Source organism: Aeromicrobium piscarium (genome assembly GCF_007421815.1).
GTDB classification, from domain to species: Bacteria; Actinomycetota; Actinomycetes; order Propionibacteriales; family Nocardioidaceae; genus Aeromicrobium; species Aeromicrobium piscarium.
In genome coordinates this window covers 206,634-231,367 of the sequence record NZ_VLNT01000002.1, presented here as the reverse complement: position 1 = coordinate 231,367, position 24,734 = coordinate 206,634, and the positions used below count along the sequence as shown (strand labels likewise).

Annotated in this window: 29 protein-coding genes; 20 read left to right on the top strand and 9 right to left on the bottom strand. The window is 68.5% G+C overall.

Going from position 1 to position 24,734, the window contains the following annotated elements:
- The first annotated feature begins 2 nt into the window (after window positions 1–2).
- The 4 genes from atpD to FNM00_RS18750 are packed head-to-tail and all read left to right on the top strand — an operon-like array spanning window position 3 to window position 2,496.
- Window positions 3–1,445, top strand: a complete 1,443-nt coding sequence (gene atpD / locus FNM00_RS03930; protein WP_143911703.1) for a F0F1 ATP synthase subunit beta — start codon at window positions 3–5, stop codon at window positions 1,443–1,445.
- Complete coding sequence (locus FNM00_RS03925) at window positions 1,445–1,822, top strand: F0F1 ATP synthase subunit epsilon (RefSeq protein WP_143911702.1); 378 nt, start codon at window positions 1,445–1,447, stop codon at window positions 1,820–1,822. The genes atpD and FNM00_RS03925 overlap by 1 nt, the downstream gene beginning before the upstream one ends.
- Before the next feature lie 19 nt (window positions 1,823–1,841).
- Complete coding sequence (locus FNM00_RS03920) at window positions 1,842–2,288, top strand: DUF2550 domain-containing protein (protein WP_185972959.1); 447 nt, start codon at window positions 1,842–1,844, stop codon at window positions 2,286–2,288.
- 40 nt (window positions 2,289–2,328) lie between these two features.
- Window positions 2,329–2,496 (top strand): hypothetical protein, encoded by a 168-nt coding sequence (locus FNM00_RS18750; protein ID WP_185972958.1) that lies wholly within the window; start codon window positions 2,329–2,331, stop codon window positions 2,494–2,496.
- A 70-nt stretch (window positions 2,497–2,566) separates the two neighbouring features.
- Here the strand turns inward: FNM00_RS18750 and FNM00_RS03915 are convergent, their stop codons facing one another.
- The 3 genes from FNM00_RS03915 to FNM00_RS03905 are packed head-to-tail and all read right to left on the bottom strand — an operon-like array spanning window position 2,567 to window position 5,473.
- Entirely contained in the window at window positions 2,567–3,154 is a 588-nt protein-coding gene (locus FNM00_RS03915; RefSeq protein ID WP_143911700.1) for a cob(I)yrinic acid a,c-diamide adenosyltransferase, read from the bottom strand.
- A gap of 37 nt (window positions 3,155–3,191) precedes the next feature.
- Window positions 3,192–4,829 carry an acyl-CoA dehydrogenase family protein gene (locus tag FNM00_RS03910; RefSeq protein WP_185972957.1) on the bottom strand — a complete coding sequence of 546 codons (1,638 nt, stop codon included), beginning with the start codon at window positions 4,827–4,829 and terminating at the stop codon, window positions 3,192–3,194.
- The gene (locus FNM00_RS03905; protein ID WP_143911698.1) at window positions 4,826–5,473 is read right to left on the bottom strand and encodes a TetR/AcrR family transcriptional regulator; all 648 of its coding nucleotides are present in this window, start codon (window positions 5,471–5,473) and stop codon (window positions 4,826–4,828) included. The genes FNM00_RS03910 and FNM00_RS03905 overlap by 4 nt, the downstream gene beginning before the upstream one ends.
- Window positions 5,474–5,544: 71 nt before the next feature.
- Here FNM00_RS03905 and FNM00_RS03900 point away from each other — a divergent pair, with 71 nt between their 5' ends.
- Window positions 5,545–7,077 carry a class I adenylate-forming enzyme family protein gene (locus tag FNM00_RS03900; protein WP_143911697.1) on the top strand — a complete coding sequence of 511 codons (1,533 nt, stop codon included), beginning with the start codon at window positions 5,545–5,547 and terminating at the stop codon, window positions 7,075–7,077.
- Window positions 7,078–7,142: 65 nt separating this feature from the next.
- A complete protein-coding gene (locus FNM00_RS03895; protein ID WP_143911696.1) occupies window positions 7,143–9,119 on the top strand; it encodes a protein meaA in 1,977 nt (658 codons plus the stop codon).
- 68 nt (window positions 9,120–9,187) lie between these two features.
- On the opposite strand, the gene FNM00_RS03890 is transcribed toward FNM00_RS03895, so the two are convergent.
- Window positions 9,188–9,463, bottom strand: a complete 276-nt coding sequence (locus FNM00_RS03890; protein WP_143911695.1) for a hypothetical protein — start codon at window positions 9,461–9,463, stop codon at window positions 9,188–9,190.
- Window positions 9,464–9,523: 60 nt separating this feature from the next.
- On the opposite strand from FNM00_RS03890, the gene FNM00_RS03885 reads away from it, so the two are divergent.
- Window positions 9,524–10,048, top strand: a complete 525-nt coding sequence (locus FNM00_RS03885; protein WP_143911694.1) for a ferritin — start codon at window positions 9,524–9,526, stop codon at window positions 10,046–10,048.
- A gap of 145 nt (window positions 10,049–10,193) precedes the next feature.
- Here FNM00_RS03885 and nucS read toward each other — a convergent pair whose 3' ends face one another.
- Complete coding sequence (nucS, locus tag FNM00_RS03880; RefSeq protein ID WP_143911693.1) at window positions 10,194–10,871, bottom strand: endonuclease NucS; 678 nt, start codon at window positions 10,869–10,871, stop codon at window positions 10,194–10,196.
- A 95-nt stretch (window positions 10,872–10,966) separates the two neighbouring features.
- Here nucS and FNM00_RS03875 point away from each other — a divergent pair, with 95 nt between their 5' ends.
- A complete protein-coding gene (locus FNM00_RS03875) occupies window positions 10,967–12,160 on the top strand; it encodes a 3-hydroxyacyl-CoA dehydrogenase family protein (RefSeq protein ID WP_143911692.1) in 1,194 nt (397 codons plus the stop codon).
- A 127-nt stretch (window positions 12,161–12,287) separates the two neighbouring features.
- A complete protein-coding gene (locus tag FNM00_RS19150; RefSeq protein WP_143911691.1) occupies window positions 12,288–12,575 on the top strand; it encodes a hypothetical protein in 288 nt (95 codons plus the stop codon).
- 195 nt (window positions 12,576–12,770) lie between these two features.
- Here FNM00_RS19150 and ccrA read toward each other — a convergent pair whose 3' ends face one another.
- On the bottom strand, window positions 12,771–14,108 hold the full coding sequence (ccrA, locus tag FNM00_RS03865; protein ID WP_143911690.1) for a crotonyl-CoA carboxylase/reductase: 1,338 nt from the start codon (window positions 14,106–14,108) through the stop codon (window positions 12,771–12,773).
- Window positions 14,109–14,197: 89 nt separating this feature from the next.
- A complete protein-coding gene (gene mce / locus FNM00_RS03860; protein ID WP_143911689.1) occupies window positions 14,198–14,644 on the bottom strand; it encodes a methylmalonyl-CoA epimerase in 447 nt (148 codons plus the stop codon).
- A gap of 57 nt (window positions 14,645–14,701) precedes the next feature.
- Here mce and FNM00_RS03855 point away from each other — a divergent pair, with 57 nt between their 5' ends.
- From FNM00_RS03855 to FNM00_RS03825, 8 genes are all read left to right on the top strand, one after another.
- Window positions 14,702–15,127 (top strand): pyridoxamine 5'-phosphate oxidase family protein, encoded by a 426-nt coding sequence (locus FNM00_RS03855; RefSeq protein ID WP_143911688.1) that lies wholly within the window; start codon window positions 14,702–14,704, stop codon window positions 15,125–15,127.
- A gap of 82 nt (window positions 15,128–15,209) precedes the next feature.
- Window positions 15,210–16,400, top strand: coding sequence for an acetyl-CoA C-acetyltransferase (locus tag FNM00_RS03850; protein WP_143911687.1), 1,191 nt, complete (start codon window positions 15,210–15,212; stop codon window positions 16,398–16,400).
- Between the two features lie 3 nt (window positions 16,401–16,403).
- A complete protein-coding gene (gene meaB / locus FNM00_RS03845; protein WP_143911686.1) occupies window positions 16,404–17,429 on the top strand; it encodes a methylmalonyl Co-A mutase-associated GTPase MeaB in 1,026 nt (341 codons plus the stop codon).
- Window positions 17,423–17,584: a hypothetical protein gene (locus FNM00_RS18745; protein WP_185972956.1), complete on the top strand. Its 162-nt coding sequence runs from the start codon at window positions 17,423–17,425 to the stop codon at window positions 17,582–17,584. The genes meaB and FNM00_RS18745 overlap by 7 nt, the downstream gene beginning before the upstream one ends.
- A 7-nt stretch (window positions 17,585–17,591) precedes the next feature.
- A complete protein-coding gene (locus FNM00_RS03840) occupies window positions 17,592–18,131 on the top strand; it encodes a PH domain-containing protein (protein WP_143911685.1) in 540 nt (179 codons plus the stop codon).
- 182 nt (window positions 18,132–18,313) lie between these two features.
- On the top strand, window positions 18,314–19,228 hold the full coding sequence (locus tag FNM00_RS03835) for a tetratricopeptide repeat protein (protein ID WP_143911684.1): 915 nt from the start codon (window positions 18,314–18,316) through the stop codon (window positions 19,226–19,228).
- A 137-nt stretch (window positions 19,229–19,365) separates the two neighbouring features.
- Entirely contained in the window at window positions 19,366–20,100 is a 735-nt protein-coding gene (locus FNM00_RS03830; RefSeq protein ID WP_143911683.1) for a hypothetical protein, read from the top strand.
- The gene (locus tag FNM00_RS03825; RefSeq protein ID WP_143911682.1) at window positions 20,097–21,068 is read left to right on the top strand and encodes a DUF8094 domain-containing protein; all 972 of its coding nucleotides are present in this window, start codon (window positions 20,097–20,099) and stop codon (window positions 21,066–21,068) included. Before FNM00_RS03830 ends, FNM00_RS03825 begins: the two co-directional genes overlap by 4 nt.
- Here FNM00_RS03825 and FNM00_RS03820 read toward each other — a convergent pair.
- Window positions 20,972–21,667 (bottom strand): TetR/AcrR family transcriptional regulator, encoded by a 696-nt coding sequence (locus FNM00_RS03820; RefSeq protein ID WP_221933571.1) that lies wholly within the window; start codon window positions 21,665–21,667, stop codon window positions 20,972–20,974. The genes FNM00_RS03825 and FNM00_RS03820 overlap by 97 nt on opposite strands.
- A gap of 171 nt (window positions 21,668–21,838) precedes the next feature.
- On the opposite strand from FNM00_RS03820, the gene FNM00_RS03815 reads away from it, so the two are divergent.
- Window positions 21,839–22,264, top strand: a complete 426-nt coding sequence (locus tag FNM00_RS03815; RefSeq protein ID WP_221933570.1) for an SRPBCC family protein — start codon at window positions 21,839–21,841, stop codon at window positions 22,262–22,264.
- On the opposite strand, the gene FNM00_RS03810 is transcribed toward FNM00_RS03815, so the two are convergent.
- Window positions 22,234–23,094: an NUDIX hydrolase gene (locus tag FNM00_RS03810; RefSeq protein WP_221933569.1), complete on the bottom strand. Its 861-nt coding sequence runs from the start codon at window positions 23,092–23,094 to the stop codon at window positions 22,234–22,236. The two genes, FNM00_RS03815 and FNM00_RS03810, sit on opposite strands and share 31 nt — an antisense overlap.
- A gap of 61 nt (window positions 23,095–23,155) precedes the next feature.
- Between FNM00_RS03810 and FNM00_RS03805 the strand changes: the two genes are divergently transcribed.
- Window positions 23,156–23,641 (top strand): GNAT family N-acetyltransferase, encoded by a 486-nt coding sequence (locus FNM00_RS03805; RefSeq protein WP_143911680.1) that lies wholly within the window; start codon window positions 23,156–23,158, stop codon window positions 23,639–23,641.
- Window positions 23,638–24,660, top strand: a complete 1,023-nt coding sequence (locus tag FNM00_RS03800; RefSeq protein ID WP_143911679.1) for a DUF418 domain-containing protein — start codon at window positions 23,638–23,640, stop codon at window positions 24,658–24,660. The genes FNM00_RS03805 and FNM00_RS03800 overlap by 4 nt, the downstream gene beginning before the upstream one ends.
- Window positions 24,661–24,734 lie beyond the last annotated feature (74 nt).

Genomic DNA, 24,734 nt, shown 5'->3' with positions numbered 1-24,734 from the left:
ACATGACTGCCACCGTCGAAGAGAAGAAGACCGCCACGGGTCGCGTGGCCCGGGTGACCGGTCCGGTGCTCGATATCGAGTTCCCGTCCGATGCGATGCCCGACATCTACAACGCCCTGACCGTCGAGACCCAGATCGAGGGCGCGCAGGAGACCCTGACCCTCGAGGTCGCCCAGCACATCGGTGACGGTCTGGTCCGCGCGATCAGCCTCCGCCCGACCGATGGCGTCGTGCGCGGCAGCACCGTGACCAACACGGGCGGCCCGATCTCGGTGCCCGTGGGCGAGGTGACCCTGGGCAAGGTGTTCAACACCACTGGCCACGTCATGAACCTGGCCGAGGGTGAGACCTTCGAGCCCGAGGAGCGGTGGGGCATCCACCGCAAGGCCCCGGCCTTCGATCAGCTCGAGTCCAAGACCGAGATGTTCGAGACGGGCATCAAGGTCATCGACCTGCTGACCCCCTACGTGCTGGGCGGCAAGATCGGCCTGTTCGGCGGCGCCGGCGTCGGCAAGACCGTGCTGATCCAGGAGATGATCGCCCGCGTCGCCAAGGACCACGACGGCGTCTCGGTGTTCGCCGGTGTCGGTGAGCGCACGCGTGAGGGCAACGACCTCATCGACGAGATGCAGGAGTCCGGCGTCTTCGACAAGGTGGCGCTCGTCTTCGGCCAGATGGACGAGCCGCCGGGAGCGCGCCTGCGCGTGGCCCTGTCGGCGCTGACGATGGCCGAGTACTTCCGCGATGTGCAGAAGCAGGACGTGCTGTTGTTCATCGACAACATCTTCCGCTTCACGCAGGCCGGCCAGGAGGTCTCGACGCTGCTGGGCCGCATGCCCTCGGCCGTGGGCTACCAGCCGACGCTCGCCGATGAGATGGGCGTGCTGCAGGAGCGGATCACCTCGACGCGTGGCCACTCGATCACCTCGATGCAGGCGATCTACGTGCCGGCCGATGACTACACCGACCCGGCTCCGGCCACGACCTTCGCGCACCTGGACGCCACGACCGAGCTCAACCGTGAGATCGCGTCGATGGGCATCTATCCGGCGGTCGACCCGCTGACCTCCACGTCGCGGATCCTCGATCCCCGCTACATCAGCGCGGATCACTACAACACCGCCACCCGGGTCAAGTCGATCCTGCAGCGCAATAAGGAGCTGCAGGACATCATCGCGATCCTCGGTGTCGACGAGCTCAGCGAAGAGGACAAGACGATCGTCTCGCGCGCCCGTCGTATCCAGCGCTTCCTCAGCCAGAACACCTACGTGGCCAAGCAGTTCACCGGCATCGAGGGCTCGACGGTCCCGCTGTCGGAGACGATCGAGGCGTTCACCAAGATCTGCGACGGCGACTACGACCACGTGGCCGAACAGGCCTTCTTCATGTGCGGCGGTCTGGACGACGTCGATCAGAAGTGGGCCGAGATCCAGAAGAACTCCTGATGGCGGGCGCACTGCAGATCGAGCTCGTCGCGGCCGATCGCGTGGTCTGGTCCGGTGAGGCCTCGGAGGTCATCGCCCGCACGTCCGAGGGCGACCTCGGCGTGCTCGTCGATCACGCTCCGCTGCTGTCGCTGCTGGTGCCCGGTGTCGTGATGATCAAGCCGGTCGACGGCGCGATCGTCCAGGCCGCGGTGGGCGACGGCTTCCTCTCGGTGGCCGACAATCACGTGTCGATCCTCAGCGAGGACACCTGGCTGCTGGAGGAGATCGACGAGGCGCAGGTCCGCCATGAGCTGTCCGAGGCCGAGGCGAACAACGACGACGAGGCACGCCATCGTGCCGAGGTGAAGCTGCGCCTGCTGGGCAAGGCAGCCTGAGTTGGCCGGGGAGTAGATCGTGCCGCTGTGGCTGTGGCTGGTCGACTCCCTGGCGCTGCTCGTCGCCCTCTCAGCGTTCTTGCTGGTCGCTCTCGTGGTGCGTCGCCGCTGGCTGACGCGCCGCGGGGGCGCCTTCGAGATGAGCGTCAACCGCCACCCTGAGGCATCGGCACGCGGGTGGATGCTCGGTATCGCGGTGTACCGGTCGACGGAGATCGAGTGGTTCCGCGGATTCTCTCTCTCGCCGCGACCCAAGTACCGGCTCCCGCGCGGTGCGGTCCAGATCGATGGACGACGTGTCCCGCAGGGCGCCGAGGCCTACGCCCTGCACGACAGTCACGTCATCGTCGACGCACAGAGCCCCACGCCCATCCGGCAGCTGGCCCTGAGCCCTTCGTCGCTCACGGGCCTGCTGGCGTGGCTCGAATCCTCCCCGCCGGGCCAGGGCGTCAACAATGTGCTGTAAGCACTACCGACCGGGGGTCACTTTGTGTCACGATGAGCAGGTGAAGAAGATCATCGCCTCGACGTTCGTGGCAGCCGCGATGGTGATTGCCATCCCGGCTCCCTCGAATGCTGCCCCCGCCGACACCTCCACCAAGAGCTCGGTCACGACGTCGTCCAAGACGGCGCCTGTCACCTCGTTCGCGCCGTTCCGGATCGATTGGTACTGATCACCGGTACGAGACGACGAGTCGACGACGGGGCCGCTCCTTCGGGGCGGCCCCGTCGTCGTGTCCGGGCTCAGGGCTGCTGGCCGCCGCGCTCGCCCCCCGGCACCCAGAGCACGTCTCCGTGCTCGAGATTGGCGTGGCGCGCGAGGATGAACAGCAGATCGCTCAGTCGGTTGAGGTACTTCGCGGTGAGGACGTTCATGCTGTCGCCGTGCTCGTCGAGCGCAGCCCAGGCCGATCGTTCGGCGCGTCGTGCGACGGTGCGCGCGACGTGCAGCTGCGCGGCGGCCGGGGTCCCGCCGGGCAGGATGAACGAGCGGAGCTTCGGAGTCAGGGCGTTGTACTCGTCGCACCATCCCTCCAGCCGCTCGACGTAGTCCGGTTCGATCCGCAGGGGAGGGAACTCGGGGTCGTCCACGACGGGGGCGCCCAGGTCGGCACCCACGTCGAACAGATCGTTCTGGATGTGCGTGAGGATGGCGCTGACGGCGTCGTCCAATCCGCCGATGGCCAGGGCCACGCCGATGTGACTGTTCGCCTCGTCGACATCGGCATACGCCACGAGCCGCGTATCGTTCTTCGAGGTCCGGCTCATGTCGACGAGCGCCGTCGTGCCGTCGTCGCCCGTACGGGTGTAGATGCGCGTCAGGTTCACCATGCCCCGAGTCTAGGGCTTCAGTTACGCGCCCCCAGGGTCAACGGGGTTGGGCGCGGGCGACGAGGGCGGTGGTGTCGACGCCGTCGGGCAGGCCGCCGTACTCGAAGGAACGATCGTCACCGAGACGGCCGGCGACGAAGGCATCGGCCACCGCCGTCGGTGCCTCGCGGAGCAGCACCGAACCCTGCAGTGCGAGTGCCATCGACTCGACCACCCGGCGGGCGAAGGCGGGCGCGGCAGCCGGGTCCTGGGCCGCATGACCGAGCAGTGCGCCCATGCGGTCCAGATGCGCGTCGAAGCCCGCGGAGGCGCCGCGCGCCCGGCTCACCTCGTCGACGAAGGCCTCGACCGCGTGCGGCTCGCGCGCCATGGCGCGCAGGACGTCGAGGGCGATGACATTGCCCGATCCCTCCCAGATCGCCATCACAGGCTGCTCGCGGTAGCGGCGGGCCAGCGGGAAGTCCTCCGTGTAGCCATTGCCGCCCAGGCACTCCATCGCCTCATAGGCATGGTGCGGGCCGCGCTTGCAGATCCAGTACTTCGCGACGGCGGTGCCGAGCCGGGCGAAGGCGGTCGACTGCTCGTCGGCGGCGTCGAAGGCCGCCGCCATGCGCATCGCCGTCCAGGTCGCCGCCTCGGCCTCGAGGTGCAGGTCGGCGATGACCTGCTCCATCGCCGGCTGGTCGATGAGCGTCGCACCGAAGGCGCGCCGGTGCGCGGCGTGCCAGGCGGCCTCGGCGACCGACTGACGCATGCCCGAGGCTGAGCCGAAGATGCAGTCGAGCCGGGTCTGGTTGACCATCTCGATGATGGTGCGCACGCCGCGTCCCTCGTCGCCGACGAGCCATCCGGTGGCCTCGTCCACCTCGATCTCCGAGGACGCATTGGACTTGTTGCCGAGCTTGTTCTTGAGTCGCTGGACGAAGAACCGGTTCAGCTCGCCGCCGGGCAGCACGCGGGGGACCAGGAAACAGGACAGTCCGGACTCGGTCCGAGCCAGCATCAAGAATGCGTCCGACTGCGGCGCCGAGCAGAACCACTTGTGACCGGTGATGCGCCAGGTGCCATCGGCCGCCGGCACGGCGCGCGTCGTATTGGCGCGCACGTCCGAGCCACCCTGCTTCTCCGTCATGGCCATGCCGAACACGGCGCTGGCCTTGGTGGCCGGATCGCGCAGCTCGGGGTCGTAGGAGGTGGCGAAGACCTTGGGCAGCCAGAACTCGCGGAGGGGCGCCTCGGCGAGCTGCAGAGAGGGCACGACGGCATGGGTCATGCTCACCGGGCACGAGTGACCGGACTCGATCTGCCCGAACTGCATGAACATCGCGGCGCGGGCGACGTGTGCGCCCTTGCGATCCTCGGTCCAGCAGGAGGTGTGAGCGCCACGTGCGATCGCCTCGCCGAAGATACGGTGGTACGCGGGATGGAACTCGATCTCGTCGACGCGGTGCCCCCAGCGATCGTGGCTGTGGTGCACCGGGGTGATCGTGTTGGCGATCTCGGCATCGTGCTGGAAGTCCGCGCGCCCGACGAGCGCGCCGGCCTCGACGAGCGCATCGTGCGCCCAGTCCGCGTCATAGCGGGCCACGGCCTCGACAAGCGCGGTGTTGGCCGTGTACTCGTTGACGTCCACGCGAGGCGGCGACTGGTTGAGGACCTCATGGGTGCGGCTCATCGTGATGTCTCCTTCGGTTCGATGACAGACGCGCCGAGAGCGCGATGGCAGTAGAGGACGATGTCGTCCACGATGGTCTCGTCGGGCAGGCCGTCGAGGCTGTCGTGGCCGAGCGGATTGAGGCGGCCGATGAGCGATTCGCTGATCGCGCCGATCGTGGCCGCACCGCTGACTCCCGGATGCTGGGGCGCGAAGGCCCCGGTGTCGATGCCGTCGCGCACCAGGTGCTCCGCGATGTCGATATAGGCACGCCGATAGACGAGTCGTTCGGCCTCGACGAGCGCCGACACCGGCTCGAAGAGAAGGGCCCAGGCCAGTTGACGGCCCCGGAGGGCGCGACCGGCGAAGGTGCGGATGAAGGCCTCGAGGCGGCCGGCCACGTCCGGGCCCGAGGTCGTCGTGGCGTGTCGCGTCATGGCCAGCTCATGTGAGGCGGACTCGCGGAACACCGTGGCGAGCAGCTCGTCGCGATTGTCGAAGTAGGAGTAGACGAGACCGGTGCTGGTCCCGGCGGCGTCGGCGATCGCCGAGACCTTGGCCCCCGCGAATCCGTGCCGGGCGACGAGGGCGCGCGCCGCTGTGAGCAGGGAGGAGCGGCGTTCCTCGGCGCGTCGCCGGGTGGCGTCCGTCTCGCGGTACGGCATGACCGACCCCCTACTGAAGAATTGAAGCGTGGTTCAATACTACCGTCACCCCTCGGACTTGGAGAAGCCCCATGCACCTGACAGCGGTCCTCGAACGCGCCGCCCGTTCCGCGCCCGACACCGAGGCGATCGTCTACGGCGACGAGACCCTCACCTATGCGGAGCTGCTCGAGAGGTCGCGCCGCGGTGCGACTGCCCTGGTCGAGCGCGGAGTGCGGCCGGGTGACCGTGTGGCCATCATGTCGTTCAACACCCCCGGGTTCACCGTGGCGGCCTTCGCGGCCTGGTTCGCGGGAGCCGTTCTCGTGCCGGTCAATCACAAGCTCGCCGTGCCCGAGGTCCGTCACGCGGCCGGGCACAGCGGCGCGGTTCTCGGCATCGTGGCCGGTGAGCTGGCCCGTACGGCGACCGAGGCCGCCCCGGGCGTCAGCTGGCTGTCGACCGAGGCTCCGGCGGAGGGGCTGGAGGACTTCGATGAGCTCTCGCGCTCCTGCGAGCCGATCGCGGCCCCCGTCGACGACGACCTGGACACCCCGGCGCAGCTGCTCTTCACCTCGGGCACCACGAGTGCGCCGAAGGCCTGCGTGCACACCCACCGCACCATCAGCAGCGCCGCGCCTCTTCTCGCCGCGACCCTCGGGTTCACCTCGCGCGAGCGCTTCCTGCTGGCGATGCCCATCTGGCACGCCGCGCCGCTCAACTGCTGGTTCCTCACCATGATGTTCCTCGGCGCGACCGTCGTGCTGCAGCGCGAGTATCACCCGGTCGAGATGCTTCAGAACGTCCAACGGCACCGGATCACGGCCTTCTTCGGCGCGCCGATCGCCTACACGATGCCGCTGCAGCTCGCGCGGACCGGCGCGATCGATCTGGAGTCCTTCGACCTGTCGAGCGTCGACACGTGGCTGTACGGCGGAGCACCCCTCGGTCGAGAGGTCGCGACCTCGCTCATCGATGCCTACAGGACCGATCGCTTCTTCCAGGTCTACGGCATGAGCGAGATGGGTCCGGTGGGGACGGCGCTCTATCCCGAGGAGCAGATCGCCAAGGCCGGATCGATCGGGCGGGGCGGGCACGTCGGCGTAGACCTGCGTGTCGTCGACCTGGACGGCCGCGATGTCGGACCGGGCGGCACCGGGGAGATCTGGCTGCGAGCCGACACCCGGATGATCGGCTACCACGAGAATCCCGAGGCGACCGACGCGGTGTTCGCGGGCCCGTGGTTCCGCACCGGCGATGTCGCCCGCATGGACGAGGACGGCTATCTGTTCATCGTCGACCGCCTGAAGGACATCATCATCGTCGGGGGCGAGAACGTGCACTCTCAGGAGGTCGAGGAGGTGCTGCGCGGTCATCCGCGGCTGACCGATGTCGCCGTCGTCGGCCGGCCGGATCCCGAGTGGGGCGAGGTCGTCGTCGCCGTGTACGTCAGCGGGGACGACGAAGAGATCACGGTGGAGGAACTACGGGAGTACCTCGGCGACAAGCTCGCCCGCTACAAGCTCCCGCGAGAGGTGGTCCGCGTGCCCGAGCTCCCGCGCAATCCCTCGGGGAAGATCACCAAGCACGTGATTCGCCGCGACCTGCTCGCACCACGCCTCTGAGCGGGGTGACCTGCATCACCCGACCATGGGTGACGGGGTGCTTTACCTGGCGGTAACGTGTGGCCATGCCTGACAAGCCCTGGGTGATGCGCACCTATGCCGGCCACAGCTCCGCCGCGGAGTCGAACGCGCTGTACCGCCGCAACCTCGCGAAGGGGCAGACCGGTCTCTCGGTCGCCTTCGATTTGCCGACGCAGACCGGCTACGACCCCGACCACGTGCTGTCGCGCGGCGAGGTCGGCAAGGTCGGCGTGCCGATCCCGCACCTGGGCGCCATGCGGCGGCTCTTCCAGGACATCCCGCTCGACGAGATGAACACGTCGATGACGATCAACGCGACGGCGATGTGGCTCCTGGCGATGTACCAAGTGGCGGCCGAGGAGCAGGGCGTGGACGCGGCGGCGCTCGCGGGCACCACGCAGAACGACATCATCAAGGAGTACCTCTCGCGCGGGACCTATGTGTTCCCGCCGGAGGCGTCGATGCGGTTGACCACCGACATGATCGCCTACACGGTCAACAACATCCCGAAGTGGAATCCGCTCAATATCTCCAGCTATCACCTCCAGGAGGCCGGTGCCACGCCGGTGCAGGAGCTGGCCTTCTCGCTGTCGACGGCGATCGCGGTGCTCGACGCGGTCAAGGACTCCGGTCAGGTGCCCGAGGACAAGTTCGAGAAGGTCGTCGGACGTATCTCCTTCTTCGTGAACGCCGGTGTGCGCTTCATCGAGGAGATGTGCAAGATGCGCGCCTTCACGCAGCTGTGGGAGGAGATCGCCCGCGAGCGTTACGGCGTCACCGAGGAGAAGATGCGGCGCTTCCGCTACGGCGTGCAGGTCAACTCCCTCGGACTCACCGAGGCGCAGCCGGAGAACAATGTCCAGCGCATCGTGCTGGAGATGCTCGGCGTGACGCTGAGCAAGCGGGCCCGGGCGCGCGCCGTCCAGCTGCCGGCGTGGAATGAGGCGCTCGGGCTGCCGCGTCCCTGGGACCAGCAGTGGTCGCTGAGGTTGCAGCAGGTCCTGGCCTTCGAGTCCGATCTGCTCGAATACGAGGACATCTTCGACGGGTCGCATGTCATTGAGGCGAAGGTGAACGAGCTCGTCGAGGGCGCCAAGGCGGAGATCGACCGCGTCCAGGCGATGGGCGGTGCCGTCCCGGCGGTCGAGTCCGGGTACATGAAGCAGGCCCTCGTGTCGTCGCACGCGGAGCGGCGCGCCAGGATCGAGAACGGCGAGCTCAAGGTGGTCGGCGTCAACTCCTATACCGAGACCGAGCCCTCCCCGCTGACGGAGGACCTCGATGCCGCGATCATGGTCGCCGACCCGCAGGCCGAGGCCAATGCGGTCGCCGACGTGCAGCAGTGGCGCGAGCAGCGCGACCAGGCCGTGGTGGACGACGCGCTCGCGCGGGTCCAGTCCGTGGCCAAGACCGATGAGAACCTGATGGAGGCGACGCTCGCCGCGGTGCGCGCCGGGGCCACCGTGGGGGAGTGGGCCGGGGCGCTGCGCGAGGTCTTCGGCGAGTACCGCGCACCCACCGGGGTCGGTGGCGTCGTGGGCGTCACCGAGGCGGGTGCCGAGCTCACGGCCGTCCGCGAGCAGGTCCGGCGTACGGGCGAGGAGCTCGGCGGACGTCGGTTGCGCTTCCTGGTCGGCAAGCCCGGCCTCGATGGCCACTCCAACGGTGCCGAGCAGGTGGCGGTGCGCGCCCGCGATGCCGGTTTCGAGGTCATCTACCAGGGCATCCGGCTGACCCCCGATCAGATCGTCTCCGCCGCGGTGGCCGAGGACGTCGACGTCGTGGGTCTGTCCATCCTCTCGGGCTCCCATATGGAGTTGGTGCCGGACGTGCAGCGAGGACTCTCTGAGGCCGGCCTGGACAATGTGCCGATCATCGTGGGCGGCATCATCCCCGACTCGGACGGTCGCAAGCTCGAAGCCGCAGGCATCGCCGCGGTCTTCACGCCGAAGGACTTCGGCATGACCGACATCATGGGTCGTGTGGTCGAGGAGATCCGCAAGGCGAACGGCCTGGACTGACCGACGGCAGGCGGTGAGTGATCCCGCACCCGGTGCCTGGGCGGTGCGCCAGCACGCACTAGTGGCCTTCAGATACGTGTTGGCTCACCGCCGACGGCAGAGGCGTTAAAGACGAGGGCGGCCGATGCCTTCGCGGCCTTCTTCTCCGCGCGCGCCTTCTTCTTTTTCTTCTTGCCCTTTTTCTTCTTGTCCTTCTTGGGCAGCGGTGAGCCGTCCGCCATCACCAGCCGTCGCTTCTTGACGGTGTACTCTGCGGGGAGCGTGCCCTCCTTGAGCATGCGCAGCGGGCACCGCTGACAGCGCGGTGTGCTCTCGCAGCACTTGCGTTTCGGGGGCTTGGGCACGAGGTGAACGGTACCAGCGACAGGTGAGCCTGACCTCACCTCGAGACAGGAGACATGCACATGGCGGCACCCGCATTCGTCGAGAAGCTGCAAGAGCAGATCGGTCACGAGTTCGCGGCACACCAGCAGTATGTGGCGATCGCGACGTACTACGACGCCCTGACGATGCCGCAGATGGCGGCGCTGTTCTACGCACAGGCGCTCGAGGAGCGCGACCACGCGATGATGATGGTGCAGTACCTGCTCGATGCCGACGAGCAGGTCGTCATCCCGGCCCTCGACGCGCCCCGGATGGACTTCGCCGATGTGGTGTCTCCCGTGGAGCTCGCGCTGGCTCAGGAGAAGCGGGTCACCGAGCAGATCAACGAGCTGACGCGGGTGGCGCGAGAGGCCTCGGATTTCGCCTCGGACCAGTTCATGCAGTGGTTCATCAAGGAGCAGGTCGAGGAGGTCGCCACGATGAGCGATCTGCTGGCGGTCGTGACCCGCTCCAAGGATGATCTGGAGCGTATCGAGGACTGGGTCGCCCGCGAGGACTCCGGGCCGGACTCCGACCCGATGGCCCCGCCCGTCGCCGGCGCCTGACCACTCTCGCTTCGGTGAGCGGTGGGTTACGCACCTCTCGCTTCGGTGAGCGGTGGGTTACGCACCTCTCGCTTCGGTGAGCGGTGGGTTACGCACGCCTCAGCTCGGTCGAGAGGTGCGTAACCCACCGCCCTCTGGTCAGGCGCTAGAACAGGCGCAGGCTCGGGTCGTCGATGCCGCGCAGCTCGTCGTAGTTCACCACGACGCAGCGGATACCGCGGTCCTCGGCGAGCACACGTGCCTGGGGCTTGATCTCCTGGGCCGCGAAAACGCCGCGCACGGGACGTAGCTGCGGATCGCGATTCATGAGCTCCAGGTACCGGGTCAGCTGCTCCACGCCGTCGATCTCGCCGCGACGCTTGATCTCCACGGCCACGGCCGCCCCGGCGGCGTCCCGGCACAGCAGGTCGACCGGGCCGATCGCCGTCATGTACTCGCGGCGCACCAGCGACATGCCCTCGCCGAGGGTCGTCGTGTGCTCGGCCAGCAGCTCCTGCAGGTGCTTCTCCACGCCGTCCTTGCGCAGCCCCGGGTCGACGCCGAGGTCGTGCGAGGTGTCGTGCAAGACCTTCTCGATCCGGATCCTCAGGGTGTCATCGGATTTGGCCGCCGACACCGTCCATTCGGTGACTCCGTCTTCGGCGACCTCCTCGCGCAGCGTGCACGGAGGGCTCATCCAGTTCAGTGGCTTATACGAGCCACCGTCGGAGTGAACGAGGACCGAACCGTCGGCCTTGACCATGATGACGCGCGTGGCCATGGGCAGGTGAGCGGTCAGCCGACCGGCGTAGTCGACCTGGCAGCGGGCGATGACGACCCTCAACGTGGAGTCTCCCTCTCAGTCGGGTGTGGCGTGGGCTACTGTTTGCTACCAGTCGGTAACCGACTCGTGCACAAACCGCCTAAGGAGACTAAAGCATGCAGGACATCGTGGACCGCATCGTGGCCGACGATCAGGGCGGGCGCATTGCCCGGGCGCTGCTCTATCCCTATCTGAATCATGCCGCCACGATGTTCGGCAGCGGCTATGCCACGGCCGCCGATATCGACGCTGGGATGATCTTCGGCTGCGGTTACCCCGTCGGGCCGCTGACCCTGATCGACGCTCTCGGTGCCGAGACCGTCGTCTCCGGGCTGATCGAGCAGCACGGCCGCACCGGTGATCCGCTGCACCAGCCGGCCGACGTCCTGACCCGGCACGCCGCCGGTGACGGCTCGTTCTCCGAGGACCCCAATGCCGACACCTCCGCGGCACCGTCCTTCGCGCGCCCGATCGCGACCGTGGGCGTCGTCGGCACCGGGACGATGGCCTCGGGGATCGTCGAGGTGTTCGCCAAGTCCGGTTACGACGTCGTCTACGTCGGGCGTGGGCAGGACAAGGTGGACGGCGTCCTCGCGCGGATCACCAAGAGCCTCGACAAGGCGATCAGCCGTGGCAAGCTCGACGAGGACGGCAAGTCCGATGTGCTGGGCCGCCTGACCGGTTCGACGGAGCGAGAGGCCCTCGGCGATGCCGACATCGTGGTCGAGGCCATCGCCGAGGACCTGGACATCAAGCTCGAGCTCTTCCGCGACCTGGACCGCATCTGCAAGCCCGGCGCGATCCTCGCCACCACCACGTCCTCGCTGTCGATCGCGCAGTGCGCGGCGGTCACCTCGCGGCCCGCCGATGTCATCGGCATGCACTTCTTCAACCCCGCGCCGGTCATGAAGCTCGTCGAGGTGGTGACGACCGACGAGACCGCCGCCGATGTCGACGAGACCGTGCGCGCCCTGTGTCTCGCCGTCGGCAAGCACCCGGTCTCCTGCGGGGATCGAGCGGGATTCATCGTCAACGCCCTGCTCTTCCCCTATCTCAACGACGCGATCCGCCTCCACGAGGCCGAGGGACTCTCGCTCGCGGAGATCGACGACGCGATGAAGGCGACCGGGCTGCCGATGGGACCGTTCGAGCTGCTCGACGTCGTCGGCAACGATGTGTCGCTCGCGATCCAGCAGACCCTGATCGGCGCTTTCGGTCACCAGGGCTGGCAGCCCGCCCGGACGCTGGAGAAGGTCGTCGCGGACGGCAAGCTCGGCCGCAAGACCAAGGAAGGCTTCCACACCTACTGAGCCCTCCTCGTGGCGGTAGGTCATCAACCCTACGCACGGCACGGCGGTAGCCGGTCAACCTCATGGCGGTTCGATGGGGTTGACCAGCTACCGCCGTTCGGTCGTCATGGACTCGTACGATGGGGTCATGTCCCGACGCAAGGCCGCCGCCGCCCGTGCGCAGCGCCGCGTCGGTCCGCCGGGCGCGAGGCCGGGCACGGAGCGACTGGAGACCAAGCGCGACGGCGGTTGGTGGGTGCGTTCGCTCACCGGGTCGTCGTCGACGAAGGTCTACACGTGCCCCGGCTGTCTCCAGCCGATTCGTCCGGCCACGCCGCATGTCGTCGTCTGGCCCGAGATCAAGCCCCTGCTGAGCGCCGACGCGCTCGACGAGCGCCGGCACTGGCACACCGACTGCTGGCGTCGTCACGCCTGATCCCTCGGTCTCGCCCCGGAAGGTACTGGTGACCGCGAGTGGTGCCTATTCGCCCTCGATCCGGTCGATGAAGGGCGAATGTGCACCACTTGGCGGTCCCGGAGCGGTGAGGTGGCCTGGCGCGGACGGGGGAGCGTGAGACGGCACGAGGCCCGGTTCCGCGACGGAACCGGGCCTCGTGTCAGGCGGAGATGATCAGATGCCGCGGAAGCGGTTGATCGCGTCAAGGTGCTTCGCACGCTTCTCGGCGTCGCGGACACCGAGCCCCTCCTCCGGGGCGAGGGTCAGCACGCCGACCTTGCCCTGATGCTTGTTGTGGTGGACATCGAGCGCGGCCTGACCGGTCTCCTCGATCGAGTACACCTTGGACACCGTCGGGTGGATGAGACCCTTGTCGATGAGCCGGTTGGCCTCGTAGGCCTCGCGGTAGTTCGCGAAGTGCGAGCTCTTGATCTGCTTGAGGTTCATCCACAGGAAGCGGTTGTCGTACTCGTGCATGTAGCCCGAGGTCGACGCACAGGTGATGATCGTGCCTCCCTTGCGCGCCACGTAGACCGAGGCGCCGAAGGTCTCACGACCCGGATGCTCGAAGACGATATCGGGATCCTCGCCGCCGGTGAGCTCGCGGATCTTCTTACCGAACCGGCGCCACTCGGCCGGGTCCTGGGTGGACTCGTCCTTCCAGAACTTGTACCCCTCCGCCGAGCGGTCGATGACGAGCTCGGCACCGAGCGAGCGCACGATCTCGGCCTTCTCCGGGCTGGAGACCACACAGACGGGGATCGCACCGCCGTTGAGGGCCATCTGCGTCGCATAGGAGCCGAGGCCGCCCGAGGCGCCCCAGATCAGCACGACATCGCCCTGCTTCATGTTGGCGCCGTTGTGGCTCACCAGCTGACGGTAGGCGGTCGAGTTGACCAGGCCGGGGCTCGCGGCCTCCTCCCACGACAGGTGGTCGGGCTTGGGCATGAGCTGGTTGGCCTTGACGATCGCCAGCTCGGCGAGGCCGCCGAAGTTGGTCTCGAAGCCCCAGATGCGCTGTTCGGGGTCCATCATCGTGTCGTCGTGGCCGTCCGGGCTCTCCAGCTCGACCGAGAGGCAGTGTGCGACGACCTCCGCGCCCGGCTTCCAGGCGTTGACACCCGGCCCGGTGCGCAGGACAACGCCGGCGAGGTCGGATCCGACGACGTGGTAGGGGAGGTCGTGCCGCTTGGTGTACTCCGAGAGCTTGCCGTAGCGCTCGAGGAAACGGAAGGTCGATACCGGCTCGAAGATCGACGTCCAGACGGTGTTGTAGTTGATGGCACTCGCCATGACGGCCACCAATGCCTCACCGGGGGCGAGCTCGGGCAGGGCGACGTCGTCGAGGTGAAGGCTCTTGCGAGGGTCCTTCTCCTTGGTCGCGACGCCCTCGAACATCGTCTCCTCGTCCTTGTGCACGGTGATCGCGCGGTAGGACTCGGGAAGCTCGATCGTCGCGAACTCGTCGCTGGTCGTGTCGCCCGCCATGATGGCGTCGAGAATGTTCTGCACGGGTGTCCTCCGGGGTCGGGGTGTTGCCAGGATGTTACCGAGGGGAAACTTGTGAGGCTACGGTCTCACCGTGTGACGCAGGTCTCGCGTCAGTGTGCGGTCGCCGGCTCGACGAGCTCGACCAGGACGCCGCCCGCGTCCTTGGGGTGCACGAAGTTGACGCGGCTGTCGGAGGTGCCGCGCTTGGGAGCGTCGTACAGCAGGCGAACGCCGCGGTCACGCAGGGTCGCCGAGACGGCATCGATATCGCTCACGCGGTAGGCGAGCTGCTGGAGGCCGGGGCCGTTGCGATCGAGGAACTTGGCGATCGTCGAGTCATCGCTGAGCGGCGCGAGCAGCTGGATGCACGAGCCGGAATCGCCGACGGCGAGCATCGCCTCGCGGACGCCCTGCTCCTCGTTCACCTCCTCGTGGACGGACTCGAGGCCGAAGACGCGCGCATAGAACTCGATGGCGTCATCGAGATCCGCGACGGCGATGCCGACGTGATCGATGGCGGTGAGCAGGTGACCGGGAACAAGGGATTCGCTGGACATGGACGCAGCGTAATGCAGCCCATATCGCTGAGCCCGATGGTGGAGGACAATAGAGACATGAACGATGCCCCGATCACCGAGCTGAGCATCGATGAGGCCTGGGAGTTCCTGGCGGCGCAGTCGCTGGGGCGCCTGGCGGTGTCGACCCTCGGCCGTCCCGACATCTTCCCGGTCAACTACATCGTCACCGGCGAGACCGTCCTCTTCCGCACGGCCGAGGGCACCAAGCTGATGGCCCTCATCCTGGACGGCCACGTGGCCTTCGAGGCCGACGAGGTAGGGGAGGAGGGAGCGGTGAGCGTCGTCGTCCGCGGTCGCGCCCGGCAGGTCGAGTCCGAGGACGAGAAGGAGCGCCTCGACGTCGACCGACTCCATCCGCAGCTGCCCACCTTCAAGTACAACGTCATCGCGATCGAGGCCGATGAGATCACCGGTCGCCGCGTGCGCTTCGGGGACGAGCCCGTGCACATCCCGATCATGTGACCCTGTGAACCCCGCCACACGCGGCCACCGTAAGTTGACTCTGCAGTAATGTGATCGCAACGTCACGCGAAGGAGCTGTGCCATGACCCAGTCCGTCATCGTCGCCGGGGCCCGGACCCCGATCGGACGACTTCTCGGCGGCCTCAAGACGCTGTCCGGATCCGATCTCGGCGGCATCGCCATCAAGGGCGCCCTGGAGAGGGCCGGTATCGCCGGCGACCAGGTCGACTACGTGATCATGGGCCAGGTGCTCGGAGCCGGAGCCGGACAGGTCCCCGCTCGTCAGGCGGCGTTCAAGGGCGGCATTCCGCTCGACGTTCCGGCCATCACCATCAACAAGGTCTGCCTGTCGGGCCTCAATGCCATCGCCCTGGCCGACCAGCTGGTGCGCGCCGGTGAATACGACATCGTTGTCGCCGGTGGCCAGGAGTCGATGACTCAGGCCCCGCATCTGCTCAAGGGCTCGCGTGAGGGCTACAAGTACGGTGCCGCGACGATGCTCGACCACATGGAGTACGACGGCCTCTGGGACGCGCTGACCGATCAGGCCATGGGCTCGCTCACCGAGCAGCGCAATGCCCAGGTCGACCGGCTGACCCGTGAGGAACAGGACGCCTTCGGTGCCCGGTCCCACCAGCTGGCGGCCACGGCGCAGAAGAACGGTGCCTTCGACGACGAGATCGTGCCTGTGGAGATCCCCCAGCGCAAGGGCGATCCCGTCGTGGTCTCCGCCGACGAGGGCGTGCGTGGCGACACCACCGCCGAGTCCCTCGGCAAGCTGCGCCCGGCCTTCTCCAAGGAGGGCACGATCACGGCCGGAACCGCCAGCCAGATCTCCGACGGCGCGTGTGCCGTGGTGGTCATGAGCAAGGCCAAGGCCGAGGAGCTGGGAGTCGAGTGGATCGCCGAGATCGGCGCCCACGGCAATGTGTCCGGCCCTGACTCCACGCTGCAGGAGCAGCCGGCCAATGCCATCGAGAAGGCTCTCTCCAAGGAGGGGCTGACCGCCGCCGACCTCGACCTCGTCGAGATCAACGAGGCCTTCGCGGCTGTCGGTGTCGCCTCCACCAAGAAGCTCGGCATCAGCGAGGACATCGTCAATGTCAACGGCGGTGCCATCGCTCTGGGCCACCCGATCGGCATGAGCGGCGCTCGCGTGGTCCTGCACCTCGTCCACGAGCTCAAGCGCCGCGGCGGTGGCGTCGGTGCCGCCGCGCTCTGCGGTGGCGGCGGCCAGGGCGATGCGCTCATCGTCCGCGTCCCGCAGGGCTGAGCGCTGCCTCCTCGTCACGACGTCGCCGACCTGGTCTCCCGCGCTCGCGCCGGTGAGGCCAGGTCGGTCGCACGTCTGATCTCGCTCGTCGAGGCGGAATCGCCAGCGCTGCGCGAGGTGAGCGCTGCGCTCGCCGGTCACACGGGGCGGGCACAGGTGATCGGGCTGACGGGCGCGCCGGGGGTCGGCAAGTCGACCACCACCTCGGCGCTGGTCACCGCGATGCGTCGCCAGGGCAGGACCGTGGGAGTCCTGGCGGTCGATCCCAGCTCTCCCTTCACCGGGGGAGCGCTGCTGGGCGATCGCATCCGCATGGAGGAGCACGCCACCGACCGCGGGGTGTACGTGCGCTCGATGGCGAGCCGCGGCCACCTGGGCGGACTGTCGTGGGCGGCACCGCACGCGATCCGCGTGCTGGATGCCGCCGGCTGCGATGTGGTGCTCGTCGAGACCGTCGGAGTCGGCCAGTCCGAGGTCGAGGTCGCCGGGCTCGCCGATACCGCGGTGGTGCTGCTCGCGCCCGGCATGGGCGACGGTATCCAGGCCGCCAAGGCAGGCATCCTGGAGATCGGCGATGTCTTCTGCGTCAACAAGGCCGACCGCGACGGAGCAGCCACCACGCGGCGCGAACTGCGCACGATGCTCTCGATGACCCAGCGCACGGACGACGCCTGGACGCCGCCGATCGTGCTCACGGTCGCGACGACAGGGGAGGGCGTCGACGATCTCGTCTCGGCTCTCGACGAGCATCACGCGCACCAGCAGGCCTCGGGTGCCCTGGAGCGGCGGCGACGTGCACGCCTGCGCCGTGAGGTGGAGCAGATCGCCCTCGCCGAGGTGAGCCGCCGCTTCGAGCTCGGACGCCGGGACCGGCTCGAGGAGCTCGCCGAGGACGTTCTCGCCGGACGGACCGATCCGTTCACCGCGGCCGACGAACTGCTGGCCGCCACGCCGGACGGGCAGGGCGGCACCCTCGGGCGCGCCTTCACCGATCGCGCTGCCGACTCCGGTACAACGGAACCGTGCTGAAGAAGCTCGTCGTTCTCGTCATCGCTGGGTTCGTGCTGTACTACCTGCTCACGGCCCCGGAAGGCGCTGCCCGTGCGGTGGGTGACGCCTGGGACGCGACCCTCGGTGCCTTCGCGCAGGTCGGCGTCTTCATCGACTCGCTCTTCGGGACGTGACCGGCCGGTGTTCGCCTGGCTGCTGCGGATGCTCGAGCAGGAGGTCGAGCACCATCTGCTCGACGACGAAGGCGAGCACGTCATCGACCTCGTCCGCAAGCACTGGGTGGTGTATGTCCTGCCATCGATCGGCGGACTCTTCGCGGTCTTCCTGATCTACGTCGCCGTCGCGGTCGTCCCGGTCGGCGCCGGATGGTTCTTCCTCCTGCTCTCGCTCGGCGTCGCCGGCTGGGCGGGCTATATCGCCGCTCGCGAGTATCGCGACATCTTCGTCGTCACCAATATGCGGGTCTTTCGCGCCTCCGGGGTCTTCACCGTCAAGATCGCCACGATGCCCATCACGCGCATCCTCGACATCACGGTCGAGAAGCCCGTCATCGGTCGCGTGCTCGGTTACGGGCACTTCGTCTTCGAGTCCGCAGCCCGGTCGCAGGGGCTCCGCAAGATCCGCTACATCTCCGACCCGGACGGCCGCGACCTCACGATCCAGCGCGTCGTCCAGCGCTCGGGCTTGCGCGGTCCGCGCAACCCGACGGCCTTCCACTAGCCCGGCGGGCCCCGCGATCCCGGGCGGTGACCTACGCACGTCTCACTCGATCGAGCGGTGAGTCAGGCACGTCTCGCCGGCCGTGACAGGTGCGTACGTCACCGCCCCGGCGCGGAACGAGCCCGCGAGAGGTGTGTAGGTCACCGCCCGGGGAGTGTCGAGGTGGTTCCTACAATGGGTCCATGACGTTCTCGCGCCCCGGTGCCTTCGATCTGTCCGCTCTGTCGAACCCGGCCCCGTCCGGTCCTCCCGGCGGAGGAGCCGGTGGCGGTGGCGTCTACGTCATCGACGCGACCGAGCAGAACTTCCAGGCAGTGGTCGAGTCCTCGATGCAGCATCTCGTGGTCCTGAGTCTGTGGTCGCCGCGATCGCCGCAGAGCGAGGAGTTCAATGAGGTGCTCGTGGCCGCCACCGCGCGCCATCAAGGGGCGATCCAGGTGGCACGGGTCGATGTCGACGCCAGTCCCGGTGTCGCCCAGGCTCTCGGTGCCCAGGGTGTGCCCTTCGTGGTCGGTCTGGTCAAGGGTCAGCCGGTCCCGCTCTTCCAAGGCACGGTGGACGCCGCCGAGGTCGACCGCTACTTCGACGAGCTGGTCCGTCTCGCCGCCCAGCACGGTCTGACCGGCCGGGCCCAGCCCAGCGGCGAGGCCCCGGTCGACGAGAGTGCCGACGACGAGCCGGCCGACGACCCGCGGTTCGCGGCCGCCGACGAGGCCTTCGCCGCCGGAGACTTCACGACCGCGATCGCCGAGTACGAGAAGCTCGCGGCGCAGCATCCGGGGGAGAGCGAGATCGGCGAGCGCCTCGCCGGTGTCAAGCTGATGGCACGCACTCAGGGAGCCGACTTGTCATCCGCGCGGCAGGCCGCTGCCGATCGTCCCGAGGACGTCGAGGCGCAGCTGTTGGTGGCGGATCTGGATGTCTCGGGCGGACATGTCGACGATGCCTTCGACCGGCTCATCGATCTGATCCGGCGCACGGGTGGCGATGAGCGCGAACGGATCCGACAGCGCCTGCTCGAACTGTTCACGGTCGTCGGCGTCACCGATCCCCGCGTGGCGACGGCGCGGCGTTCACTCGCCACCGCCCTCTTCTGACCCCGGCGCCCTGGACCGAGATGTGCTCCCGATTCGTCGACCCAGGGATGTCCCGGTTGACGAATCGGGAGCACATTTCGGTCCAGGCCGGGTGAGTGGTGCGGCCGAAGGCGTCACTGTCGGTTACGGTTCATGCCGTGCGGATCATCGGGTGGCGGCTGCTTCAAGGCGCCGGGGTGGTGGCGCTGCTCGTCGGCGTCGCCGGCATCGTCGTGTTCGGCCCGGACAGCCGTTTCGTCTCCGGCCCGCATCCGATCGACACCGAGGGGTCCGCCGTCGTCACCCGCCCGGGGGTGATCGCGTGGAAGGACGTCCAGATCGAGGTCCTCGCCGAGGTGCCGGGCGACAAGCCCGTCTTCATCGGTCTCGGCAACAGCGTCGATGTCATGAGCTATGTCGAGGGCACCGAACGCCTGGAGGTCACCGCCTTCGAGCCGCCCTGGCGCATGGAGGCCTCAGCTGCCGAGGGCGGGCCCGCACTGCCCGCTTCCCCTACCGCCATGGACTGGTGGATCGCCGGCGAGGGAGGCCTGGGCGGCGCGCTGCTCCAGGCCAGGCTCCCCGATGAATCGGTCTCGGTGGCGGTCCTGTCGGTGGGAGACGCGAATCTGCGGGGTCTCACCCTGTCGACGGCCTACGGGATCGAGGGCATCTTCGCCCGCTCGATCGGCCTGATCGTGGCCGGGGGTGCCGTGGCGGTCCTGGTCCACCTGCTGCTGCGCCGGCGACCGGTCGAGGACGAGCAGGAGGTCGTCTACGTCGTCGTCGAGGAGGACGGATCCGAGCGCGAGATCTCGGCCGAGGAGGTCGAGGCCCTCGGCGAGGTGGAGATCGTCGAGGAGACCGAGCTGCCGCCGGGGGAGAGCCGATGAGGGCCGCTACCCTGTGCCTGGCGGCGCTGATGCTCCTTGCCGGCTGCGCTCTGCCCGGCGAACGGGACCCGGAGGCCCCGATCGTCAAGCACGTGCTGACGGCCGAGGAGGTCGACGATGTCGTCCGCGAGTACCGGACCGTTCGCGGTGCCGCCGCCGATGCGCTGGACCCTCAGCCGTTGTCGACGGTCGAGACGGGATCGGCGCTCGCCATCGACACCGGCATGTTCTCGATCGCCGAGGAGCTCGAACGCGAGGAGTTCGCCTTCGACGGCCCCTTCACGATCGAGGAGACTTATCTGCCGCGCTTCTCGCGCTATCCGCTGTGGTTCGCGGCGGTGGTGGCCGACGACGCCACGGGACGCCGTCAGGTCCAGGTCTTCGAGCGCGGTACGGCGAGCGAACCGTGGCTCGTGACGCTGACTGCCGAGATCACCGAGAAGACGCGCCTTCCCGGTGTGAGGTCCGTCGGCGATGCGGCCCGCCGGGTGGCAGCCGATGACGCCACCGCCATGACCGGGGCGCCCGAGGGGGTGCTGGCCTCGCTCGCCGCGAGCCTCGATGACGACGAGGGGGCGGCGGCATCATGGCGCGGCGACCCTTTCGTCGAACAGATGACCCGCACGCTGAGCGCCAATGAACAGCTCGAAGGCGTGAGCTTCGAGCAGGCGTGGTCGGCCGATCCGCAGGTCTACGCGTTGCGTACCGAGGACGGCGGCGCGCTGGTGTTCGGGACGTTGTTGCGCCAGGACACCTTCACGGTGGACGGAGGTCTGCGGGTGACCTGGCCGGAGGATTCACCTCAACGGGCCTTCTGGCCCGACGGGGTCGTCGGCACCGGATCGCTGCGGTACGCCCATCAGCTCGTCGTCTACATCCCGCCCGAGGGGGCCGATGAGCTTCCGCGGACTCTCGGAGCGTCCGGCGGGGTGGTGGACTCGTCCTCGCAGGAGGGCGGGCCCGGCTGAGCGGAATCGGCCGCGTCGATGATCTCGTCGGCCAGTGCCCGTGCCCGGTCGAGGATGAGGTCGTCGCCGAGCAGTTCGCGGCGGGTCGCGGCGGCGCTGAGATAGGCGTCGATCTTGAAGGCATCGGTCTCGGCATCGGCCGAGCCCGCGATGCGCAGGTCATCGCGCAGGAGTTCCAGCCATTCGGTCTTGAGCTCTCGCACGGCCTCGGCGACGGGGCCGTCGCGATGGCCGTACTCGGCCGAGGTGGTGGTCACGAAGCAGCCGCCGGCGAAAACTCTCGCGCGGAGGTAGTCCTGCCACGCCTCGATCCATCCGCGGAGCCTCTCGCGGCCGGGCGGTCGTCGCCAGGCTGGGCCGATGACGTGCTCGCGGTAGAGCTTGCGGGCATGGGCGACGGCGGCGAGCTGGATCGCCTCGCGGGACTCGAACACGGTCAGGATGCCGCTCTTGCTCACCCCGGTCGAGGCCGCGAGCGTGCCGACGGTGATCGCGTCGAGGCCGCGCACGGTGGCGCTCTGAGACGCGGCGTGGGCGACCAGGCGCCGGGTGCGGTCCCCGCGGACTCGCCGCCCGTCTCGGTGTGAGCTCTCCTGCATGCCCACATGGTAGACGACCGAGTGGACGTCAAGTTGGCGATGGCCTACGGTCGTCCTAGACGACCGATCGGACGCATAAGGAGATGTCGATGGACGCCACACTGCTCGAACGAGAGCTCGTGATCGCCGCGCCACCGGGACGGGTGTGGCCGGTCGTGAGCGATCCGGAGGATGCCGGAGTGGAGCCCCCAGGTGGTCTCCACCCGCCTGCGCGCCGGCTTCGAGCGCGTGGAGGCGGGTACCCGGTTCACCAATCGCAACAGCCACGGGGAGATGGAGTGGATCACCCACGGCGAGATCGTGCGTTTCGAGGTCGACCGCGAGATCGCCTTTCGGATCGAGGAGAATTGGGTGATCTGGTCTTTCCTGCTCGAGCCCCATGAGGAGGGGACGACCCTCGTGCAGCGCCGCGAGGCGCCCGAGGGCATCTCGCCCTTCTCGGGGGAGCTCACCGAGACCTATATGGGCGGTCGCGAGACCTTCGACGCGCTGATGCTGGAGGGGATGTCGCAGACCTTGGCGGGGATCGCCGGCGCCGTGCTCGACCCCGCTGAGGTCGCGCGAGGTCACTCGGGCTGGAGCGGAGCCTCGCGATAGGCGGGGAGCTCACCGGCCTCGAGTGCCTCCAGGAGCTCGACCGTGGCGCCCGTGGCGTGAGCCCGCGCCGCCTCGAGATCGCACCAGTGGACCCCGGCGATCTCGGTGCGTTGCAGTTCCATGTCTTCGACGGTCGCGGCATCGATCCGTCCCAGGTCGAAGACGAAGAGGCAGGCGTCGTCCCACTCACGCCACGGCGGCAGCCAGTTCATCGTCACGAGCGCGCCGAGATCGACCGTGATGCCGAGCTCCTCGTGCAGCTCGCGCACGAGTCCCGTGCCGGGAGACTCCCCGACCTCGATCACGCCGCCGGGCAGGTCCCACTCCCGCTTGTAGGTCAGCTCGCACAGCAGCACCCGATCGTGCTCATCGCGGAGCAGACCCTGGGCGATGACGCGCTTGCGCGGCAGGCCCGCGTTGAGGATCGAGACGAAGCCCTCGCGACTCAGCGCGGGGGGATCGTCGATCAGCCGGCCGACCAGCACGCGATCCGGCGCCCCGCTGCGACGGGTGACTCCCTCGCGACGAAGGCCGGCGAGGGACGCGCTGCGCAGGTCGGTGGTGTCGTCGACATCGACCTGGGCCCAGACGCGTTCCCAACCGAGCTCGGTGAACGCGTGCTGGATGCCCAGTCGCAGCGCACGGCTGGCGGCGAAGGAACCATGGTCTCCCAGGTTCCAGCGGATGGAGCCTTCGCGCCGGCCGTCCGGACGCAACGCCACCGTGCCCACGCGCTCCTCGTCGATGAGGACCGCGAAGCCGTGGAACTCCGCGGACCCCGAGGTCGGTTCGAGCGACAGCTCCCCGTCTCGCAGCGCCTCATCAGTCACATCGCCGAGGCTACCGCGTCGGGACCCGCCACCTCCCGGCCCATGTGATGGAATCGGGGTCATGGCCGAGCCCCAGATCCGTGTCGCGCGCCCCGACGACGTTCCCGCACTCGTGCGGCTTGTCCACGAACTGGCCGCCTACGAGAAGGCCCCCGAGCAGTGCCGGCTCACTGAGGAGCATCTCCGGGAGCGGCTGTTCGGTGAGTCGCCGGCGGTGTTCGCGCACGTGGCGGAGGTGGGGGGCGAGGTCGTCGGAACCGCGATCTGGTTCCTCAACTTCTCGACCTGGGACGGCGTGCACGGCATCTATCTCGAGGACCTCTACGTCACGCCCGAGCATCGGGGAGCGGGACTCGGCGGTGCGCTGCTGGCGACGCTCGCACAGGTCTGCGTCGAGCGCGGCTACTCCCGGCTCGTCTGGCAGGTGCTCGACTGGAATGCCCCGTCGATCGCCTTCTACGAGTCCCTCGGCGCGGTCCATCAGCGCGAGTGGTTCACGTACCGGCTCTCCGGTGATCCGCTCCAGCGTCTCGGTACGAGCTCGTGAGCTCTCGATGGCCGCTGCCGGACCTGGCGCGCGGCGTGGCCATCGTGGCGATGCTGGTCGCGCACGCCCAGGTGCTGGTGCCGGATCGGCCCGACTGGGCCGACGAGCTGCTGAGCCGCGTCAACGACGTCGCCTCGCCGCTCTTCGCGCTGGTGATGGGGATCTCCGCGGGTGTGATGATCCAGCGGTCCGCGTCGCGACCGCGATCCGTGCTCGTGCACAACCTGGTGCGTGGTGTCGTGCTGATCGCGCTCGGCATCTGGCTGGAGACGTGGGGGAGCTGGGTGGCGATCGTGCTCGCGATGCTCGGCTGCCTCCTGATCATCGGCATGCCATTGGTGCTGCTCGGCCGGCGGAGCGTCGCGGTCATCGCGCTGGCCTTCTTCGTCTTCTCGCCGCTGCTCAACACGGCGGTGCAGCGCGCCGTCGACTGGCCGGGCGGCTACTACGCGGACATCGCCAACGATCCCTCCGTGGGCGAGCTGCTGGTCCGCTGGTTCGTGGCCGACCCGCACTATCGGGTGACCTCGCTGCTGCCGTTCTTCCTGGTCGGGTCGCTGCTGGTCGGTTACGCGCGGCGTCCCGACCCGTGGTGGTCTGCCGTGAGCCTCATCGGTGGAGCCGGGATGCAGCTCGTCGTCACGGCGCTGCGGACGCGACCCGGTGCGGACACGGTCTCCGGCTCGACCCTCGATCTGCTGCACGACGCCTCGCTCGTCGCAGTGGTTCTCGGTCTGTGCGGCCTGGCGGTGCGGATGCGGTGGGCACGGGCTCTGCGCCCGATCGAGGAGGTCGGGACGGTCGCGCTGTCGCTCTACGTGTTGCAGATCGCGGTGATCGCCTGGTTGAACCGCGACGATGCGATACGGGCGACGAACGACTGGGGCGGCTTCCTGATCATCGTGCTCGGCGTCGGCGCCGCTGGATGGGCCTGGGCTCGCTGGGTCGGTCGTGGACCGATCGAGTGGCTCACCGGAGTCCTCACCCGCCGTTACCGCCCCACCTCGCACCCCCTCTGACGACTTTTGCCGGGTTGTGGCCCTCACAACGGCGTGGGAAGGGGCACACCCCCGCCCAAAAGGGCGCCGGGGGG